The 20,053-nt window shown below is 41.5% G+C and carries 17 protein-coding genes and 1 riboswitch; of the genes, 8 read left to right on the top strand and 9 right to left on the bottom strand.

What is annotated here, in order from left to right; all coding sequences use genetic code 11:
• Positions 1-7: 7 nt before the first annotated feature.
• The gene (locus JIG37_RS15230) at positions 8-1,207 is read right to left on the bottom strand and encodes a Bcr/CflA family efflux MFS transporter (protein ID WP_199529751.1); all 1,200 of its coding nucleotides are present in this window, start codon (positions 1,205-1,207) and stop codon (positions 8-10) included.
• 192 nt (positions 1,208-1,399) lie between these two features.
• Here JIG37_RS15230 and JIG37_RS15225 point away from each other — a divergent pair, with 192 nt between their 5' ends.
• Positions 1,400-2,197, top strand: coding sequence for a M48 family metallopeptidase (locus tag JIG37_RS15225; protein ID WP_054551513.1), 798 nt, complete (start codon positions 1,400-1,402; stop codon positions 2,195-2,197).
• On the opposite strand, the gene JIG37_RS15220 is transcribed toward JIG37_RS15225, so the two are convergent.
• From JIG37_RS15220 to JIG37_RS15210, 3 genes are all read right to left on the bottom strand, one after another.
• Positions 2,198-2,563 carry a hypothetical protein gene (locus JIG37_RS15220; RefSeq protein WP_199529750.1) on the bottom strand — a complete coding sequence of 122 codons (366 nt, stop codon included), beginning with the start codon at positions 2,561-2,563 and terminating at the stop codon, positions 2,198-2,200.
• A gap of 124 nt (positions 2,564-2,687) precedes the next feature.
• Positions 2,688-3,470, bottom strand: coding sequence for an outer membrane protein OmpK (locus JIG37_RS15215; protein ID WP_054551512.1), 783 nt, complete (start codon positions 3,468-3,470; stop codon positions 2,688-2,690).
• A 93-nt stretch (positions 3,471-3,563) separates the two neighbouring features.
• Entirely contained in the window at positions 3,564-4,877 is a 1,314-nt protein-coding gene (locus JIG37_RS15210) for a Na+/H+ antiporter NhaC family protein (protein WP_054551511.1), read from the bottom strand.
• A 280-nt stretch (positions 4,878-5,157) separates the two neighbouring features.
• Here JIG37_RS15210 and dapB point away from each other — a divergent pair, with 280 nt between their 5' ends.
• From dapB to JIG37_RS15185, 5 genes are all read left to right on the top strand, one after another.
• The gene (gene dapB / locus JIG37_RS15205) at positions 5,158-5,955 is read left to right on the top strand and encodes a 4-hydroxy-tetrahydrodipicolinate reductase (RefSeq protein WP_138615973.1); all 798 of its coding nucleotides are present in this window, start codon (positions 5,158-5,160) and stop codon (positions 5,953-5,955) included.
• A 207-nt stretch (positions 5,956-6,162) separates the two neighbouring features.
• Positions 6,163-7,299: a glutamine-hydrolyzing carbamoyl-phosphate synthase small subunit gene (carA, locus tag JIG37_RS15200; RefSeq protein ID WP_199529749.1), complete on the top strand. Its 1,137-nt coding sequence runs from the start codon at positions 6,163-6,165 to the stop codon at positions 7,297-7,299.
• A gap of 16 nt (positions 7,300-7,315) precedes the next feature.
• Positions 7,316-10,534 carry a carbamoyl-phosphate synthase large subunit gene (carB, locus tag JIG37_RS15195; RefSeq protein WP_054551508.1) on the top strand — a complete coding sequence of 1,073 codons (3,219 nt, stop codon included), beginning with the start codon at positions 7,316-7,318 and terminating at the stop codon, positions 10,532-10,534.
• Positions 10,535-10,585: 51 nt separating this feature from the next.
• On the top strand, positions 10,586-11,062 hold the full coding sequence (gene greA, locus JIG37_RS15190; RefSeq protein ID WP_054551507.1) for a transcription elongation factor GreA: 477 nt from the start codon (positions 10,586-10,588) through the stop codon (positions 11,060-11,062).
• Positions 11,063-11,179: 117 nt separating this feature from the next.
• The gene (locus JIG37_RS15185; RefSeq protein WP_199529748.1) at positions 11,180-12,223 is read left to right on the top strand and encodes a S66 peptidase family protein; all 1,044 of its coding nucleotides are present in this window, start codon (positions 11,180-11,182) and stop codon (positions 12,221-12,223) included.
• A gap of 36 nt (positions 12,224-12,259) precedes the next feature.
• Here JIG37_RS15185 and JIG37_RS15180 read toward each other — a convergent pair whose 3' ends face one another.
• Positions 12,260-12,916: a nitroreductase family protein gene (locus JIG37_RS15180; RefSeq protein WP_199529747.1), complete on the bottom strand. Its 657-nt coding sequence runs from the start codon at positions 12,914-12,916 to the stop codon at positions 12,260-12,262.
• 102 nt (positions 12,917-13,018) lie between these two features.
• Here JIG37_RS15180 and JIG37_RS15175 point away from each other — a divergent pair, with 102 nt between their 5' ends.
• Entirely contained in the window at positions 13,019-13,957 is a 939-nt protein-coding gene (locus tag JIG37_RS15175) for a LysR family transcriptional regulator (RefSeq protein WP_199529746.1), read from the top strand.
• Between the two features lie 47 nt (positions 13,958-14,004).
• A riboswitch (FMN riboswitch) is annotated at positions 14,005-14,152 on the top strand.
• A gap of 106 nt (positions 14,153-14,258) precedes the next feature.
• A complete protein-coding gene (gene ribB, locus JIG37_RS15170) occupies positions 14,259-14,912 on the top strand; it encodes a 3,4-dihydroxy-2-butanone-4-phosphate synthase (protein WP_199529769.1) in 654 nt (217 codons plus the stop codon).
• A gap of 48 nt (positions 14,913-14,960) precedes the next feature.
• On the opposite strand, the gene JIG37_RS15165 is transcribed toward ribB, so the two are convergent.
• The 4 genes from JIG37_RS15165 to JIG37_RS15150 all read right to left on the bottom strand — a co-directional run bounded on the left by JIG37_RS15165 (position 14,961) and on the right by JIG37_RS15150 (position 19,986).
• Positions 14,961-16,403, bottom strand: coding sequence for a serine hydrolase domain-containing protein (locus JIG37_RS15165; protein WP_199529745.1), 1,443 nt, complete (start codon positions 16,401-16,403; stop codon positions 14,961-14,963).
• 22 nt (positions 16,404-16,425) lie between these two features.
• Positions 16,426-17,427, bottom strand: a complete 1,002-nt coding sequence (locus JIG37_RS15160; RefSeq protein WP_199529744.1) for an alpha/beta hydrolase — start codon at positions 17,425-17,427, stop codon at positions 16,426-16,428.
• A gap of 70 nt (positions 17,428-17,497) precedes the next feature.
• On the bottom strand, positions 17,498-18,361 hold the full coding sequence (locus JIG37_RS15155) for a D-Ala-D-Ala carboxypeptidase family metallohydrolase (RefSeq protein ID WP_199529743.1): 864 nt from the start codon (positions 18,359-18,361) through the stop codon (positions 17,498-17,500).
• Between the two features lie 8 nt (positions 18,362-18,369).
• Entirely contained in the window at positions 18,370-19,986 is a 1,617-nt protein-coding gene (locus JIG37_RS15150; protein ID WP_199529742.1) for a L,D-transpeptidase family protein, read from the bottom strand.
• Positions 19,987-20,053: the final 67 nt, after the last annotated feature.

Here is a 20,053-nt window from a genome sequence, read left to right as displayed (position 1 = left end):
ATGCCTGTTAATCACAGGCATTTTTTTTGTCCAATTTTCGATGCCAAAGCTGCACGAGTAAGATAAGTATCAGTGCGCTGAACATCATAGCAGAAAATGGAATGGCACTTTGTGGGTGAACAAAAGCAAGGATAGGCCCAACTAAAGCGCCACTGCCGAATCTTAGGGTACCAATAACAGCTGTTGCAGTGCCTGATTTTTCCTCAAATTGCATCAGTATCAATGAGTCCGCATTACTCGCTATTATACCTAAGCTCATCATCAGTGGTGCGATGCTTGCTACGATAAAATACAGTGATAAATGCAGCACACTGAATAATAACAATGCCCCACCAGACACAAAGCCAATGCTAAGGCCAATAAACAACAGTTTACGAGAACCCAAGCGCGGCACTAAACGTGTATTCATAAAGTTACCGAACATTAAAGCCAACACGTTAAAGGCGAATAACACACCGAACAATTGCTCATCTACTTTGAAGAAATCGAGGTATACATAAGGTACCGATGTTAAAAAGCAAAAGAATGCGAATGAGGCAAACATGGAACTGGCAATATCGGCAAGGGCACTACGACGGGAAAATACCGTTTTATAGCTATTAAAGAACAATGCCAAGCCACGTTGCTGACTCTTAAAGATTGGAATATCGATTAAATGAATTTGCACCAAGGCTAAAATAGCAAAACTGTAGGCCGCCAATGCAATAAAAATAACCTGCCATGTCGAAATTCCCATGATTAATGAGCCTAGAGTAGGAGCAATTAACGGGGCAACCATCATAATCATAGATACATAAGACATGCCTTTAGCAGTGTTCTCTCGATAAATATGGCGAATAATACCCGGCACTACAACGGTTGCAGCAGCGCCAGTGAATGCTTGTACAGCTCTTAAAGACCAAAATAATTCGATGTTAGTACAAAATGCTAGTGCTAATGAGCTGATACCAAATAGCGCTAAACCCACCTTAGCGAGTAATCGCCTACCAAGCTCATCGGCAATCGGGCCAAAAAAAAGCATGCCAAGAGCATATCCTGCTAAATAAATGCTGAGTGATATCTGCACATTTGGCATGGTTGTTTGCAAGTCGTTGGCAATCACCAACATCGCTGGTAAATATAGATCAATTGCCAAAGGCGTAATTGCGACAATACTTGCCAGTAAAGGTAATAAAATGCGTTTATTTAAAGTCTCAGGGGAAGGCATTGTTTACTCAATAATCAAATAGTAGGTCACTATTGTAGCAGTGTGAGTCACTGTGGTGAACTTAGTTTGCCTGCTAAGTAAAAGAATTAACTAAATGGTAACAACTGAGTGGGTGATTGTTCATTTTCATATAAAATTAAGCAATGCTTTGCTATATTAGCCTCAATTACACAAAGTATTTGAAGGACTAGTATGAAAAAGTTAATCATGGCAGTGTTAGCCACCGCTGTTTTAGCTGGCTGTAAAACCTCTCCTACGGGACGTACCCAAATCGCACTTTATTCAGATCAACAAATGAGCCAAATGGGTCAAGCAAGCTTTGCTGAAATGAAAAAAACACAACCTGTTAATACTGATCCAGGTGTCAATGCTTATGTAAAGTGTATTGCCGATGATGTTATTGCGGTTTTACCTAACGAGTATGCCAAGCAGTCTTGGGAAGTTGTTGTATTTGAAGAAGATTCAGCAAATGCATTTGCATTACCGGGGGGGTATATTGGTGTTCATACAGGTTTATTAAAAGTCGCTGTAAACCAAGACCAATTGGCTACAGTACTAGGTCACGAAGTTGCACATGTTATTGCTGAGCATTCTAATGAGCGTGTATCACAAAACGCACTGTTACAAACAGGACTACAAGTTGGTGGTGCAGCACTTGATATGGGTAATGTTCAATATCGTGGCGAAATTATGCAAGCCTTAGGCTTAGGCGCACAGTATGGTGTTGTTTTACCATTCAGCCGCTCACATGAATCAGAAGCGGATATTGTTGGCTTAGATTTAATGGCAAAAGCAGGGTTTAACCCAGAGCAATCAGTGTCGCTTTGGCAAAATATGAGTGCAGCTGGCAGTAGCGGTACACCTGAGTTTATGTCGACTCACCCAGCACCGGGTAACCGCATCAAAGAGCTTCAAAAGCATATGTCGGAAGCATTAAAAGCCCAACAAGCGGCGCGAGCAAAGGGTAAAACCCCGCAGTGTAAGTTATGATCAATTGATCAAAGGTTGAAAATCGACATTCTGCCAATGATATCTATTATTTTCAAAAATACACACCTTTCCTGGGTAAGTTAACTGATCCAATGTAGGAGCTGGTAGCTGCTCAGGAATACCACATTTTTGCGCCAGACTGACCATAGATATACTTTCAACTAATGGAGTGATATCTATATCTTTCCAATTACAATTATTTGCTTGGCAAAAACAAGCCTTTCCGTCGTAAGTAGCTTGGTTAAGTTTTGGCATTGTATATGGTTTAGGCAAACCGCACTTTATCGCAGGTTTAAGCTCAGCTGTATTGGCTAAGAAAGAAGTGGTTAAAATTAATAAGCTACTAATGATAAATGATTTATTCATGACATTCCCCTAAATTCTAACTTTAGAACTATGAGCGAATGTATGTCAAATTTTGTTATTTAGATATAACAAAGCCTGTAGTTTAACTGGCTACAGGCTTTTATTTTTTTCAGCTTACAGCTTATTAGAACGTCCACTCAACGTGAAGTTGTGGTACTGACTCAGTTGTGTCTGTACCTAGCTTGTTGTGCCAGTATTGCCACTCAAGGCCTAGCAGTAAGGTGTTTTCTTTCATGCTCATTGCGTGACCTAAATCCCACGTAATGATTGGCTGCGCTAAAATCCACGCTTTAACATCTTCGCCAAATTCATTTTCACGCTCTGCAATATATTCTACATGGCCTGTTACGTTGAATTTTTGTGAGCCAATAGTGAATGGGTAGCCCCAAGCAACATCAATCATCCAGCTGTTTGTTTCAGTTGGAGCGCCACCGCGTGCTACGCCTTCACTGTCATCGATGTAAGCGGTAAATAAAGTAGATAAAAAGCTAAAGCCCGGTGCTTGCCAGCTTAGTTTTACACCCGGTAAATACTTAAGAACTTTCGAATCGCCTGCGGCATTAAAACCTGCCGTTAAACCTACATCAGTAATTGCGCCGTATGAGAAATCACTGCCAGAGATTTTTGATAAGCTGAATGTTGAATACCATTCGCCGTAAAAGTCTTTATCTTGATAACCATCTTGACGGTCGTCATTGCTGTAATCAATAAAAAAGAAGTTGTCGCCATAGTCATAACCAGACGCATGCTGTAGTGATACAACCGTGGTGTTTGACTTAGTCAATGAAAACGGGTTTTTGTGTTCACCGTTATTAACGTGTAATTGCGTAGAGCTCCAATTAGCGGCATAGCTCGAAGTACTTACTGCACAAAGCGCAGCAACAGAAAGGATCTTTTTCAAGTTCATATCTCAATATTGATGGTGTAATGGGGGATATAAAGTGAGGATTATAGCAGATACGCCCATATTTGGGCGTATCGAGAGAAAAAATTATTTAACTTATGCTTTATTTCGGCGTAAGCAAATTACTGCAACGGCAGTAAAGGCAAGAATAAAGCAGTAATAAGAAGAGGTAGAGACTTCCCATGGGCTAATTTTGAACGTTGCGCCCAGTAGAAGTGCTTGTGCGCCATACGGCAATGAGCCTTGCGTAACACAAGCAAAAATATCAAGTAAGCTTGCTGAACGCTTTCCTGTAATTTCACCATCATCCGCTAATTTTTTAGCAATCGGGCCTGCAACTATAATAGACACGGTATTATTAGCGATGCATAAGTTACTGGTCATAACCAGTGCTGCAATCCCTAATTGATCTGCAACTTTACGGTGCCATTTTGCAACGATTTTTGTAATTGCTTGAATTTTGTTAGCAATATAATCAAGACCACCATTAATACGGATAAACTCTGAAAGGCCACCAATAAACATCGATAGCAAGAAGATTTCCTGCATATCAGTAAAGCCTTTATAAATATCTTTAACAAAGCTTGCACCTTCATAGCTGCCAGTAAAGCCCATGAGTGCGGCAAAGATAATACCACTAAACAGCACCACGAATACGTTAAAGCCCATTACCGCGAGCACTAAGATAAAGGCATAAGGTAACACTAATAAAATATCGAAGTCTTGTGTCTCTACAGCTTCTGCTGCAGGGGTTAAGAAGAATAATAAGCCGATAGTTAATGCCGCAGCAGGTAAGGCGATTTTTAAGTTCTCACGGAATTTATCTTTCATTTCACAGCCTTGCGTGCGGGTTGCAGCAATAGTTGTGTCCGAGATGATTGATAAGTTATCACCAAACATGGCACCCGATACAATCGTGCCTGCCATCAGAGATGGATCAATGCCTGTTTTTTGGGCGACGGCATAAGCAATCGGGCCAATCGCACCGATAGTACCCATAGAAGTGCCCATCGCAGTCGACACAACCGCAGCAATTAAAAATAATCCTGGTAGTAACAGAGCCGGTGGAATAAGTGATAAGCCCGCATTAACAACGGCATCAACACCACCGGTTGCACCAGCAACCGCAGAAAACGCACCAGCAAGCAAATAAATCAAACACATAGTGATGATGTTGCTATGGCCAGCACCTTTAATAAAGGTTTCAACACTGTGGTTGATGGTATTTTTATTTAAGATAAACGCCAGCATGATGGCAGGTAAAATTGCCACAGGAGCTGGTAATTGATAGAAGGCGTAATCGACACCTTGAGACTGTAAGTATAAGCCAGCGCCTAAAAATAAGCCGACAAACACCAAAAGCGGCAGCAAAGAAAGTTTTGCTTTTGTTTTATTAAATGATGGCTGCATCATATTCCTCGTTAGATAACCAATAACACAGCCAAACACTTCTTTTAGCTGTATTTAGTTGTGTCTAAAAGACAACAACAGCGCCCGCAAGCCAAAGACCAAATCGGCGCAAAGGAAGAAGTTTAAATGTATAGATGGCTAAATGCAAAGACTATCTGTTATTATTGTTGTTCTATTAATAAATCTAAAATTAGCTCTGTATTTTTTATAAGCTAACCTGACTATTACATGAGTTTTCGATAAAATCCAGCCAGCTAAGAAGAATAGATAAGGTAACTATATGAACCGCATAGGTGTATTTGGCGCAAACGGCCGCATGGGACTTGCACTTTTAGAAGCTGTCTCAAAAAAAGATGACGCAACATTAACGGGCGCGTACGTACGCGAAAACTCACCACTTTTAGATAGTGCGGTTAATCAATTAAACAGCGCTGCATCAGCAGATGTTTCATTTAGTAAAGAAACAGACGTAAAAGATGCAGATGTATTGATAGATTTCACCTTACCTCAAGGCATGCGCAACCACTTAAAAACAGCGGTCGAAAAAAATATCGCCATGGTAATTGGTACTACGGGCCTTAACCAAGATGATCTTGATGCCCTTAATGAAGCCGCGAAACACATTCCGATTGTTTTTGCCCGCAACTATAGCGTAGGCGTGAATTTACTGCTTAACTTAGTGCAGACTGCGGCTGTGAAGTTTGGCGATGATATGGATATCGAAATATTTGAGGCCCACCATCGTCACAAAATCGATGCGCCATCAGGAACTGCATTGGCAATTGGTGAAGCGATTGCCGAGGCAAAAGGCTGGCAGCATGATGAAGTCGCGCGTTTTGATAGAAGCAATGACGAACATGCAAAATCGCAAAATGAAATCGGTTATTCAGTCATGAGAGGCGGAGATATAGTAGGTGAACACACCGCATATTTCGCAACTTCTGGCGAAAGGCTAGAATTAACTCATAAAGCAAGTTCAAGAATGACCTTCGCATTAGGTGCTGTAAGAGCTGCGGGCTGGTTGAAAAATAAACCAGCTGGACTTTATGACATGCAAGATGTGCTTGACTTGAAGTAGTTTAGTTTCTTTTTTGGCAGTTTCAGTGAATTTTTAGTTAATAACGCTTATTTTTACTATTTTATTAATTAAGATTAGATCTGAATGCTAATTTACTGTAGAATAGCGCCAATTTGCCAAAAATTCATAAATGCGTGTTTCCAATCGCTATAAACGGGCAGTAGAGCAAATGACTTTACTCCCGTTTTTTACTGTTAGGAGGTTAACTTGACTAAATCCGCTCTGTTAGTCCTAGAAGACGGCACAGTGTTTCGCGGTACTGCAATCGGCGCTGACGGCATGTCAGTCGGTGAAGTAGTATTCAATACGTCTATGACTGGTTATCAAGAAATTTTGACTGACCCTTCATACGCGGAACAAATCGTAACTTTGACGTACCCACATATCGGTAATACGGGTACTAACAGCGAAGACGAAGAAGCGGGTCAAATCTGGGCTAAAGGCCTAGTGATCCGTGATTTGCCACTGCTAGCAAGTAATTTCCGTAACGAGCAATCGTTAAGTGATTACTTAAAAGAACGCAATATCTTAGGTATTGCCGACATCGACACTCGTAAATTAACACGTATCTTACGTGATAAAGGCGCTCAAAATGGTTGTATCATTGCAGGCGACGAGTTAGATGAGAATAAAGCGCTTGAAGCTGCGCAAGCCTTCCCAGGCTTAAAAGGCATGGATTTAGCAAAAGTTGTCTCAACCAAGGAAAATTTTGAGTGGCGCGAATCAAGCTGGACGTTAGGTTCAGGCTTTAAAACGCTAGAAGCAGCAGACGAGAAGTTCCACGTTGTTGCTTATGACTTCGGTGTTAAACGTAATATCTTACGTATGTTAGTTGACCGCGGTTGTAAATTAACCGTTGTTCCTGCACAAACATCTGCAGAAGACGTACTGGCATTAAACCCAGACGGTATCTTCTTATCAAATGGCCCAGGCGACCCTGAGCCGTGTACTTACGCGATTGAAGCAATTAAAACTTTCCTAGAAACAGACACGCCAATTTTTGGTATCTGTTTAGGTCACCAATTACTTGCACTTGCTTCAGGTGCACAAACGGTGAAAATGAAGTTTGGTCACCACGGTGGTAACCACCCAGTTAAAGACCTTGAGCGCAATGTTGTAATGATCACAGCGCAAAACCACGGTTTCGCAGCTGACGAAGCAACTTTACCAGCGAATTTACGTGCAACTCACGTTTCTTTATTCGATGGCACGCTACAAGGTATTCACCGCACAGACAAGCCTGCATTTAGCTTCCAAGGTCACCCTGAAGCAAGCCCAGGTCCTCATGATGCGGCGCCATTATTTGACCACTTCATCGACCTGATGCAAGCACGTTCTAACTAATTTAACCGGAGTAACAATGCCAAAACGTACCGACATAAAAAGCATTCTTATCTTAGGCGCGGGCCCGATCGTAATCGGTCAAGCTTGTGAATTTGACTACTCTGGTGCACAAGCGTGTAAAGCACTACGAGAAGAAGGCTTTCGAGTAATTCTTGTAAACTCGAACCCTGCAACTATCATGACTGACCCTGAAATGGCGGATGCGACGTACATCGAGCCAATTCACTGGGAAGTGGTAGAGAAAATCATTGAAAAAGAAAAGCCAGATGCGGTACTACCTACTATGGGTGGTCAAACAGCATTAAACTGTGCGCTTGATTTAGATAAGCACGGCGTACTGGCAAAACACGGTGTTGAGCTAATCGGTGCAACTGCTGATGCAATCGATAAAGCTGAAAACCGTGAGCGTTTTGACGTAGCAATGAAGAACATTGGCCTTGAGTGTCCGCGTGCAGAAATCGCTCACTCAATGGAAGAAGCACACGATGTACTTAGCCGCATCGGTTTCCCATGTATCATTCGTCCATCATTCACGATGGGTGGTACCGGTGGTGGTGTTGCATACAACCAAGAAGAATTTGATGAAATTTGTGAGCGTGGTTTAGATTTATCACCAACAAATGAACTTCTAATCGACGAATCGTTAATCGGTTGGAAAGAGTACGAAATGGAAGTTGTTCGTGACAAAAACGACAACTGTATCATCGTATGTTCTATCGAAAACTTTGACCCTATGGGTGTTCACACTGGTGACTCAATCACGGTTGCTCCTGCGCAAACACTAACTGATAAAGAATACCAAATCATGCGTAATGCATCGATGGCGGTACTTCGTGAAATCGGTGTTGAAACAGGTGGTTCAAACGTACAGTTTGGTGTGAATCCAGTTGATGGCCGTATGGTTATCATCGAGATGAACCCACGTGTATCGCGTTCTTCAGCACTAGCATCAAAAGCAACCGGTTTCCCAATTGCGAAAATCGCTGCAAAACTAGCAGTAGGTTACACCCTTGATGAGCTTCAAAACGACATCACTGGCGGTAAAACACCAGCGTCTTTCGAGCCGTCAATCGACTACGTTGTTACTAAGATCCCACGTTTTAACTTCGAAAAATTCGCAGGTTCAAACGACCGTCTTACAACACAGATGAAGTCTGTGGGTGAAGTGATGGCGATTGGCCGTAACCAACAAGAATCACTGCATAAAGCATTACGTGGTCTTGAAGTTGGCGCAACGGGCTTTAACCCAATTGTTGCCCTTGATGATCCGAAAGCAAAAGAAAAAATCATCCGTGAATTACGTGAGCCAGGTGCTGAGCGTATTTGGTACGTTGCTGATGCAATGCGTCACGGTATGAGTGTAGAAGACGTATTCGAATTAACTAAGATTGACCCTTGGTACCTAGTACAAATCGAAGACATCTTAAAAGACGAAGCAACAATCAGCGAAGTAGGTATGGCTGGTTTAAATGCTGAGTTTTTACGCAAGCTTAAGCGTAAAGGTTTTGCTGATGCGCGTATCGCTGAAATTGCCGGTGTTTCTGAAGCCGAAATTCGTAAGAAACGTCACCAGTTAGCTATCGTGCCTGTATATAAGCGTGTTGATACCTGTGCTGCAGAGTTTAGTTCAGATACAGCTTACATGTACTCATCTTATGATGAAGAATGTGAAGCGAATCCATCTGACAAAGATAAAATCATGGTAATCGGTGGTGGTCCTAACCGTATCGGTCAAGGTATCGAATTCGATTACTGTTGTGTTCACGCAGCATTAGCTTTACGTGAAGACGGCTATGAAACAATCATGGTTAACTGTAACCCTGAAACTGTTTCAACTGACTACGATACATCTGATCGCTTATTCTTCGAGCCAATCACGCTTGAAGATGTATTAGAAATCGTACGTGTTGAAAAGCCAAAAGGTGTTATCGTTCAGTACGGTGGTCAAACACCACTGAAACTTGCTCGTGAGCTTGAAGCGAATGGCGTGCCAGTTATTGGTACTTCACCAGATGCAATCGACCGTGCAGAAGACCGTGAGCGTTTCCAACAGCTTGTTGAGCGTCTAAACCTTCTTCAACCAGAGAATGCAACGGTTACTTCTTTAGAAGAAGCGATTGTTAAGTCTGCTGAAATTGGCTTCCCACTGGTTGTACGTCCTTCGTACGTACTAGGTGGTCGCGCGATGGAAGTGGTTTATGATGAAGACGATTTACGTCGTTACATGACTGAAGCAGTATCAGCGTCAAATGAAGCGCCAGTACTACTTGACCACTTCTTAGATAACGCAATCGAAGTTGACGTTGACGCTATCTGTGACGGTGAGCAAGTAATCATCGGTGGTATCATGGAGCACATTGAGCAAGCAGGTGTTCACTCAGGTGACTCAGCGTGTTCATTACCAGCTCACTCACTAACTGCTGAAGTACAAGACGTAATGCGTAAGCAAGTGACAGATATGGCACTAGAGCTTGGCGTAGTAGGTCTGATGAATACACAGTTTGCTGTGAAAGACGGTAAAGTTTACTTAATCGAAGTAAACCCACGTGCTGCGCGTACAGTACCGTTCGTTTCAAAAGCGACAGGTATCGCACTTGCTAAAGTAGCGGCACGTTGTATGGCGGGTCAGTCGCTAGCAAGCCAAGGTATTACAAAAGAAGTAATCCCTCCTTACTACAGCGTAAAAGAAGTGGTACTGCCATTTGCTAAGTTCCAAGGTGTTGACCCAATTCGTGGCCCAGAAATGCGCTCAACGGGTGAAGTTATGGGTGTTGGTGAAACTTTCGCCGAAGCATTCGCAAAAGCACAATTAGGTGCAAGCAACACTTTACCACGCGGTGGTCGCGCGTTACTATCGGTACGCAACAGTGACAAACCACGTATCGTTGAACTAGCTAAAACCATGACTGATCTTGGTTTTGAGCTAGATGCAACAGGTGGCACTGCAAAAGCACTTGAAGAAGCTGGTATTGCAGTTCGTCGCGTGAACAAAGTATACGAAGGTCGTCCTCATATTCTTGATAGAATTAAAAATGGTGAATACAGCTACATTGTAAACACTACTGAAGGCCGCCAAGCGATTGAAGATTCGAAGGTGTTACGTCGTGGTGCGTTACAGCATAAGACTAACTACACAACGACTCTGAACGCGGCATTTGCTAACTGTACTGCAAACCAAGCAGATGACCGTAGCAAGGTGACGTCAGTTCAGGAACTACACCAGCGAATGAACTAAGGAAATGTGCCAAGGGCGAGGCAATCGCCCTTGGGATTAAGTGAGAATAATATGCAATCAATTCCGATGACAGTTCGTGGTGCAGCATTACTGCGCGAAGAACTTAACGAATTAAAAACAGTTACCCGTCCAAAAATCGTTGCTGATATCGCTGAAGCACGTGAGCACGGTGATTTGAAAGAAAACGCTGAATACCACGCTGCTCGTGAGCAACAAGGTTTCTGCGAAGGCCGTATTCAAGAAATTGAAGCGAAGCTTTCAAATGTGCAAATCATTGATGTAACTAAAATGCCTAACACAGGTAAAGTTATTTTTGGCACAACGGTCACTATCGTTAATGTTGAAACCGATGCTGAAGTAAAATACCAAATCGTAGGCGATGACGAAGCAGATATCAAAAACAACCTGATCTCTGTTAACTCACCAATCGCGCGTGGTTTAATTGGTAAAGAGGTAGATGATGCCGTTATCATTAAAACGCCAAACGGTGAAGTAGAGTACGAAATCATTGAAGTTGAGTATATTTAGTAGCTTAACCAAGCATTGAGAAAAACCGCAGTTCACACTGCGGTTTTTTTATGCCTGTTTACAGGCGTGGATTTATTCGGTACGTTGGCTACAAACTGTTGCAATGAAGGAGTAATAATGGCGAAAATTCAGTATCCTAAACCACTTGTTCAAGGTGATAAAATAGCCATATGTGCTTTTTCATCAGGTGTTGATAAAGCCTTTCATGAGCGCTTAGACATAGTACTTAATGGCTTAACAGCCAAAGGTTTTATTGTTATTGAAGGTGCCTGCTTACGTCAGTCACACAATAGTGCAAAGCAACGTGCTGATGAGCTCATGCAGTATTTAACTGATGATTCAATCGCAGCCATCATGCCGCCATGGGGGGGCGATCTCACCATGGAAATTTTACCGCTTCTCGATTTTAATGCGATAAGTAAAGCAAAACCTAAATGGTTGGTTGGCTTTTCAGATATCAGCACGTTTGCATGTGCATTAACCACTCGTTGTGGCTGGGCAACCTTGCACGCTGCGAATTTAATGCAAATTCACCCTGACGATCCCGATGTTTATTTAGCAAATATATTCAGTGCCATGTCACTTGAAGAAAAACAGCAATTGCATCAAGTTGCTTCGCCTTTTTATCAGCAAAAGCAAATTGATTATAAAGCTAAGCCTGAGGCTCAATTTGACTATACTGCTCCTAGCCAATGGCGCTGTATTAACTATAAAGATAAACGCCAAATTGAAGTGTCTGGTCGCTTAATTGGCGGCTGTTTAGATACCTTAGGTCTGTTGTTACCCTCTAATTACTATGCATTGCATGAGTTTAAAAAACAGTATGCACCAGAGGGGTTAATTTTATACCTAGAAAATGCAGAGCTCAGTCCAATGGCCCTTGCACGTTGTTTGTTATCGTTAAAGTTGAATGATGTTTTTACTGATGTAAATGCGGTGGTATTCGGCCGCAGCCCTGCAATTAATAACGACTGCTACTTTGATGAATACCAAGCAATAGAGCTCGCATTTAAAGGCAATTTGTTCCCAGTTATTGTTGATGCCGACATTGGCCACGTAGCCCCTAATTTAGCATTAATTAATGGTGCTGTTGCCACAATAACTGCAGATTTGTGTGAAGGTATGGCGAGTAATGTGGTTGTGAAGACTGACTTAAAATAACAATTATGCAGGCCAAGCCTGCATAATCTTTAGGCTTTAAACTACGGTAATTACCGCATCTTTATCTAAACGCGATTTTGGTAATGCAGCATTATAATCTTGCTCTGGCTCGTGATAACCAATAGCGAGTGCCACCTCACAAACATAGTCGCCTAATTCATCAGCAAAAAGCTCACCGAGTAAGTCTTTATCGACACCTTCCATCGGTGTTGAGTCTAAACCTAAACGAGCCACTGTATGCATGGTATTACCTAAGGCAATGTAGGTTTGCGCTTTAGTCCAAGCAGCGTTAACACCTTGCTCATCAGTATTTAAATCAACAAAGGCGAAGGCGCCAAATGCTTGCTCTTTGTTTTCTGCTTTTGTACGGCCATTAGCAATATCGGCATCAATTACTTTTTCATAATCAGCACGTTTATAGCTTGGGTTATAAGCAAATAAAATGGTGTGTGATGCCGCTTTTGCATGAACTTGGTTAAACTGAAACTTATTTGCAAAACTATCATGCAGACGCTGTTTACCTTGCTCTGATTCAATGACCACAAACTTCCATGGTTGAGAATTAATAGACGATGGCGATAAACGTAATGCTTCTAAAATTACAGCTAAGTCTGCTTGGCTAATTTGTTTTGAAGCGTCGTAACGTTTACTAGTATAACGGCGTTGTAAGTCAGAAATGATTGGGTGTGTCATGATTTGCTCCCGCATGTATAACAATTAGGTGCAGTTTACGCCTTGCATACTTTACGATAAAGCGCATAATCGAATAAACATTATCAAAAATTTTTAGTTAATATGTTGGTTGAAGATCTCAAATTAATCCTCAAGGTGGCTGAGTTTCGCAGTATTACAACAGCGGCAGCCAAGTTAGACATGCGAGCCGCTACCGCCAGTGCGGCAATTAAACGTGTTGAAGCAGCGCTGGGGGCTGAGTTATTTGTTAGAACTACTCGTCATTTGCGTTTATCTGCGGCAGGGGAGCGCTTTTTACCTCAATGTCAGCAAGCGGTGCTCATGCTTGAGCAAGCCACACTCGCGTTAAAAGGTGAGCATGATGAAATTGAAGGAGAACTAAGAGTCGCATTATCTTCAGATTTAGGCCGCAACATCATTATCCCATGGTTAGATGAGCTACTTGATGAGTATCCAAAGCTGAGTATGCGCCCGCATATTAGCGATAGTAATGTCGACTTTTACCGAGACTCCGTTGATTTTGCCCTTAGGTATGGCTCGCCATCCGACTCAAATTTGTATGGCTTTAAAATTTGTAATGTTCCGCGGCTGTTATGTGCAACCTCGGAGTACATTGCCGAACATGGCGCGCCGACACATCCCGATGAATTAAATCAGCATCAAGGCCTGTTTTATCAACTACAAGATATCATCAATAATGTTTGGGAATTTACCGATGGAACCGAGCGTTTTAAGGTGAAAATGCAAGGCCGCCGAGCATCTAATGATGGTGATTTGGTAAGGCGTTGGTGCGTGGCTGGTAAAGGCCTAGCGGTTAAATCATGTATTGATATCAGTGATGATTTACTAAGTGGGCGGGTAGTGCCCGTGATGCAAAATTATCCTCACTTATGTGCAGAGCTTTGGCTAATATGCCCAAGTCGACAGTCCATTACACCCGCGGTTCGTCTAGTGCGTGATATATGCCGAGAAAAAACCAAGGCGATACTCAATCAACTGATTGAAAAAGGCATATTAGATAAGCGGGTACTCGATAACTAATTACTTTAGGTATAGAATAGCTTGGCTTATTCATCTTATTGATTAAGCAACATTCTCAGGGCGGGGTGAAATTCCCCACCGGCGGTATACTTTAAATTTAAGTGAGCCCGCGAGCGCTTTAACTTTGGTTAGAGGTCAGCAGATCTGGTGAGAGGCCAGAGCCGACGGTGATAGTCCGGATGAAAGAGAATATAGTTTATCTATAAAACAGTAATTGGCTGCCTGCGGGTGGTCTTTTTTGCTGTGCCTTTCAATGTCCTGAATCTTTTCATATTTAATTTAATAGGTATTAAAAATGATGATTCAGTCTTCTTTACTTAGCCAATTTGGCGAACCACTTGAACGCGTTGAACGTGCTATTGCTGCCTTGCAGCAAGGTGAAGGCGTACTTGTAGTAGATGACGAAAACCGTGAAAACGAAGGTGATTTTGTGTATTCAGCACAGCACCTGACCACAGAGCAAATGGCCATGATGATCCGTGAAGGCAGCGGTATTGTGTGTCTTTGCATGGGCGATGAGCGTGTTAAACAGCTTGATTTACCGCAAATGGTTGAGCATAACACCAGCCAGAACAAAACAGCTTATACAGTGACCATTGAAGCTAAAACGGGCGTGACAACCGGCGTTTCAGCAGCTGATCGTGTAACCACCATTAAAGCGGCAACAGCTGACAATGCAAAGCCTGAAGATTTGTCTCGTCCAGGGCATGTGTTTGGGCTGCGAGCACAAACGGGTGGTGTATTAGTCCGCCGTGGCCATACCGAGGCATCCGTTGATTTAATGCAGTTAGCGAGTTTAACACCGTTTGGTGTTATTTGTGAATTAACGAATCCAGATGGTTCAATGGCTCGCTTGCCTGAAGTAAGCAAGTTTGCCTGTGAGCACAACATGCCTGTTGTATCGATTGAAGATTTAGTTGCCTATATCCAAGCAACGCAAAAACAGGCTTGCTAAAAGCGTTAAGCCGTAAGTAAAAAATAAGGCCACTCTTGTGGCCTTTATTTATTGTAATTTCTCAATAGCGTGTTTAGCACTTTCACTGTCAGGATTAAGTTTTAGCGCACTTTTGTAACTTGCTAATGCTTTTTGTTTATCACCAGCTGCTAAATATGCTTCACCTAAACTGTCAAACGTATTTGCTGAATCTGGATAAGATTGATTGTTGAGTTCAAACACCGTGATTGCGGCGTCTAGCTCATCCATCTGCATTAATTCATAGCCAAAGTAGTTTAGCGACCTTTCTCTAGGCGTATTCCCCTCACTCACCATTTGCTGATAGGTATTCTTTAACCCTGCAATACCTTCATGTTTAAATGCGTTATAAAGTTTACTATCTGCATGCTCTGTCGCTTTTTCGTAGGGTTTGCCATAGTAGATTTCAAGTAAGCCATTAGTCATGGGTGTGAGTGGCGCACCACCGGTGTTATTTAAAATAATAACCAGTAATTTGTCTTCGATTATTCTACTTATAAATGCATTAAAACCATTAATACCACCGCCATGTTGGATACGTGTTAGGGGCTTTCCGTAGGTGCTTTTATCAAGGTTTGTAACTTCCCAACCAAGCGCATAATTTCTTTGCTCAGAAACTTGATACATCTGTTTTTTATATTTGTTGTTCAATAACTTATCTGTGTAGAGAGCGTGATCCCATTTTAGTAAATCTCGTGCTGTTGAATACATTGACCCAGCAGCATACGGGATAGACATATCTAAATAATCAGTATTGCTATAGCCTGCTAGGCCATTGTCGTAACCTGATACGCGAAATTTAATGATTTTATTGTGAGAATCATAGCCTGTATTCTTCATATCGAGTGGATCTAAAATATTCTTCTGCAATACGTCTTGATATTTTTGACCTGTTACCTTTTCGATTACCGCACCCAAAATAAAATAGCCAGAATTGCTATAACGAAACTCAGTGCCAGGCTCGAACACTAGATCATCACTACATAATAAGCGAATAAATTCATCAACACTGTAAGGGTTTCGGCTGTACTCATCACGAAACGATTTTGCTTGAGTATAATTACCAAGACCAGAGGTGTGATTAAGTATTTGCCGAATGGTAATTTTAGTGGCTATATCTTGTCTGTAATTAGGGAGGTATGTTGCAAGGTGATCATCGAGTTTGAGTTTACCATCTTGTGCCAATTGCAGAATTAACATGGCGGTAAACTGTTTGGTAATTGAACCAATTCTAAATTTACTTTTATTACTATGTTTTATATCCCATTCAAAGTTGGCATAGCCAACGCTTTGTTCAAACAGTACTTTTCCATCCTTTGCAACTAACACATTGCCATTAAACTGCTTAAAGTTATGAAAGCCATTAATAAAGTCAGCCATTTCTGCTTGCATGTTTTGGCTGTGTGCGAGGCTTGAAATTGCGACTAAATAAAAAACTACAAGTAGTCTTAATTGCTTAAAGAATATGTTCATTGCTTTCCTTGTTATTTGTTGGTTACATTAATCGATGTAAAACTTCATTGCGCATGGCTTGATTGATAAGGCTTACCATTCTGGTGTGGTCTAAATTACTGTAATGCACTATGGATACACTCTTATTTTGAAGTGCTTGCCAATAACTAGCGGGGCTTATTGGGTCAGCGTTACTGACATAGAGTGTGGTTCTATTAGCTGATTGTTTGCCGTTCAGTAGGGCGATTAAATCAAGCTGTGTTTCATCAATAGCACTGTTTTGAATTACATTTTTTGCTGCGTTTTTAAAATCATTATCTTTTATAAAGTAACTTAAGGTGGGGTGATAACTTTTAGCTACGGACATTAATGCGGTATCAAAATGCACCATTGGTGCAACCATTATCTGTTGCTTTACATTAGGCATTTGCTTTGCAAGTTGCATAGCAGCAATACTGCCCATTGAATAACTTAAAATATCAATTTGTTGGTATTGATTGGTATTTAAATAATGCTTTAATCCATCAAGACTGTTTAGGCCAAATTTGAATTTACTATACTGATTGCTCGCAGGCATTAGGATAACATCTTTGCCTGTAAAATGGCTAAGCCAGCGGGCTTGAAAGCTATAAATCAAACTACTCACACCATATCCTGGGAATAGTATAATTGCTGAATCGTTTTTCTGTTTGGCACCATTTATAGAGGTCAAAGTTGTTTCAAATGTTTCCATTTCCTCTTTAGATTTAAGTTGAAAAGTTATGCCAAATTGTTCACCTTGCTCAAAATATTCGATTAAATCATTATGGGAAAATATTCTAACTGCTATACAGTTATGCATAGTGTTACATGTTTTGTGAGGTATACCTTCGTAAACGGTATTCAACATTGGGTCGTCAGGGCCACCGTAAGATATCTCTTCTACAGGTTGAGTGATTTGATAAGCAATAAAACTCTGACAACCACTGAGGACTGAAATATAAAAAATGCAGAGGATAAAGCGCATAATTCCCTTTGTTGTTATTGTAGTATTTCCATTAATCACAACAACTTACCAATCAAGCGGCAATAATTCAATCGGATAATATTTGAACAAGGGTTGTAAGAGGATTGTATTACCACCTAGCGGTAAATCCTCGGTTATCTATGTGAACAAAACCACCGTGATGGGAGGCGGGTTTATAGCGGCCAATACCGCCATTATAGCGACTGTGTTTTTGGAACTTTTCAAACACTTTATAAAGCACATCTACATCAGCAATCGTTAGTTTGCCATCACCGTTTAAATCGTCCATTCGGCCATCACCATCTTCATCTACATATAGGTCGAAGGCATCGCCGTATTGGTGTCGGCTGTGTTTGCCATTACCAATTGAGCGATTGTAGTGGGGTGTTCTATAGCCGCTGATAAAGGCAAATTTGCTGACTTTAATCCCTTCATTTTGTATAAACGAGAGCAGATCTTCGAGCATCATCAAGCCATCGTTGTTGACATAAAGGTATTTTGGAAAGCCACTCACTTGCTTACAAATTACATTTTTAACTTGCACATGAGGAGTCAGCTGGCGTGATAAGTCTTTCTCAAAAACTTCTATAAACCCGTTTGGCGCACTGTATTGTGTATAGCCTTTATAAGGCGCAGGGTAGAGGCCGATTTGGTAATTATTCAATTGCTTATTGTTAGCATTGAATGGTTTTTTCACTATAACGAGTAAGCGTTTGCTCGTTTTGTTGTTACTCAGTACTAGGCTATAAAACCCTGCATTTTCTGGGGCATAAACGGCAATGCTATTTGGCCCTAATCGCTCAGTCTCAACATCTGAAACCGCAGTCGCTGTAAAGTCAGCCGTGTTATCAAGTGTTAGCACTTGTTTTGCATCAAGTACAAGGCTGTGCAGCGAGTCAGTTAATTCAATGGCAGCAACAGAACATGTAGTTAACGCTAAGCACACACTAAAAATAATACGGCTGAAATACATAGTGACCTCTAAATTGTATTGTTTGCTAATGGCGTGGTGAGAGCTTTTAATAACGCGTCATCACGATTATAAACGTCGGTATAAAATTGTAGGCCCTCGTCGTTACCCGCAACGGTCCAATACATTAAAAGTACATCCAGCGGTTTTGATAAGCTGACTTTTTTAGTTTCTTTCGCTGCAATGGCGTCATCAATTTCACTACGGCTCCAATTATCTGAGGTTTCTAATATTTTCTCAGCTAAGGTGAATGGGTCATCAACTCTTACACAGCCGTGGCTAAATGCACGTTGGTCTTGCTGGAATAAACTTTTTGCAGGGGTATCGTGCAAATAGATTGAGTATTTATTTGGGAACATAAACTTGATTTGCCCTAATGAATTATTCTCTGAAGGCTGTTGTACAAACCAATACGGGAAGTTTTTGCGGCTAGCATTCGGCCAATCAATACTCTTGCTATCAACTGGGTTACGGCGACTATCAACCACAACAAAGTCTTTCTCGTTTAAGTAATTTGGGTTTTCTTTCATTTTTTTGATGATGCCACCTGAAATACTCCGCGGTACTGTCCACGTTGGATTCATCACGATATAACTCATTTGCCCTTTAAAAATTGGGGTTTTGGTGTAGTTTCTGCCTACAACTACGTTGGTTTGCCATTTCAATTTGTTGTCTTCAAACAAATACAGCAAGTAGCCTGCGATATTTACCACTAAGAAGCGCTCTGTGAGCGTGTTATCAACCCAACGAATGCGCTCTAGGTTTACTAAAATATCATTAACGTACTCACTGTAATCTTTGTTGAGTAGTTTTAACGTCGCATTGCCAATCACACCATCATCAGCAACTTGATGGGCATTTTGAAAGCGTTTAACTGCTGTGACTAGCTCATCGTTATAATCAGTGGCATCACTGTTACTGCCGTCAAAATACTTTAGTCGTTTTAACTTTTGTCTTAAAAGCGGTACTGCTGGGTCTGATTGTCCGGGTTTTAATACCTTATTTTGCAGTGCGAAGTCAGGTAACTCGCCAGTGGCATCAAGCTCTCGATAAAACACAAGGGCGTCTTTTAAACGCTTATAATGAGGCAAAACAGGTTTTAGGTTTTCAAGCCCTTTATCAAGGCTTTTTGATTTTACATGTTTAAGTAATGAGGTTGCTGCGGCATCTGGGCTAACATCAAACTGTTCATAGTTCCATGTGGCTGCCAATTGTTTTGGGTTTACCTTTCCGCGTATTAAGTGTTTTGCATAGGTCATCACGGCATCTGTCATCAGTACATCAAACTGGGCTTCGACGGCATCTGCTCCGCGTTTCTCTATTTCGTTGGCCAGCGCCATTAATGTATCAAAGTGATAGTCGTTAGGAGATAGCCCTTCAAGTTCTGCTTGCGCAATTAAATTGAGCGCTTGTTTGGCATATTTGCTGTCATCCCATACTCGTTCAAAACTATTTGCTTTATAGGTGGCAACAGTCATTTCTGGGGAGTGGATTTGTTGTCCTTCTATATTGTGAGATTCACCAATCAGAATAGGTTCAAGCTGTTGTTGCAAGTATTGGTTCTCAGCAAGCACTGGCATACAAATTGATAAACAACTGAGCAAAGCTGTGTAGTGCAGAATTTTCATAGCTATGTCCTTATAACGTATTTAGTTATTTTTTGAATTGTATCTTTTTTGCTCATTCAAGCTTAGC

The organism is Pseudoalteromonas sp. bablab_jr010 (genome assembly GCF_016464105.1).
GTDB lineage: Bacteria > Pseudomonadota > Gammaproteobacteria > Enterobacterales > Alteromonadaceae > Pseudoalteromonas > Pseudoalteromonas simplex.
This window is presented reverse-complemented; position numbering and strand designations above follow the sequence as displayed.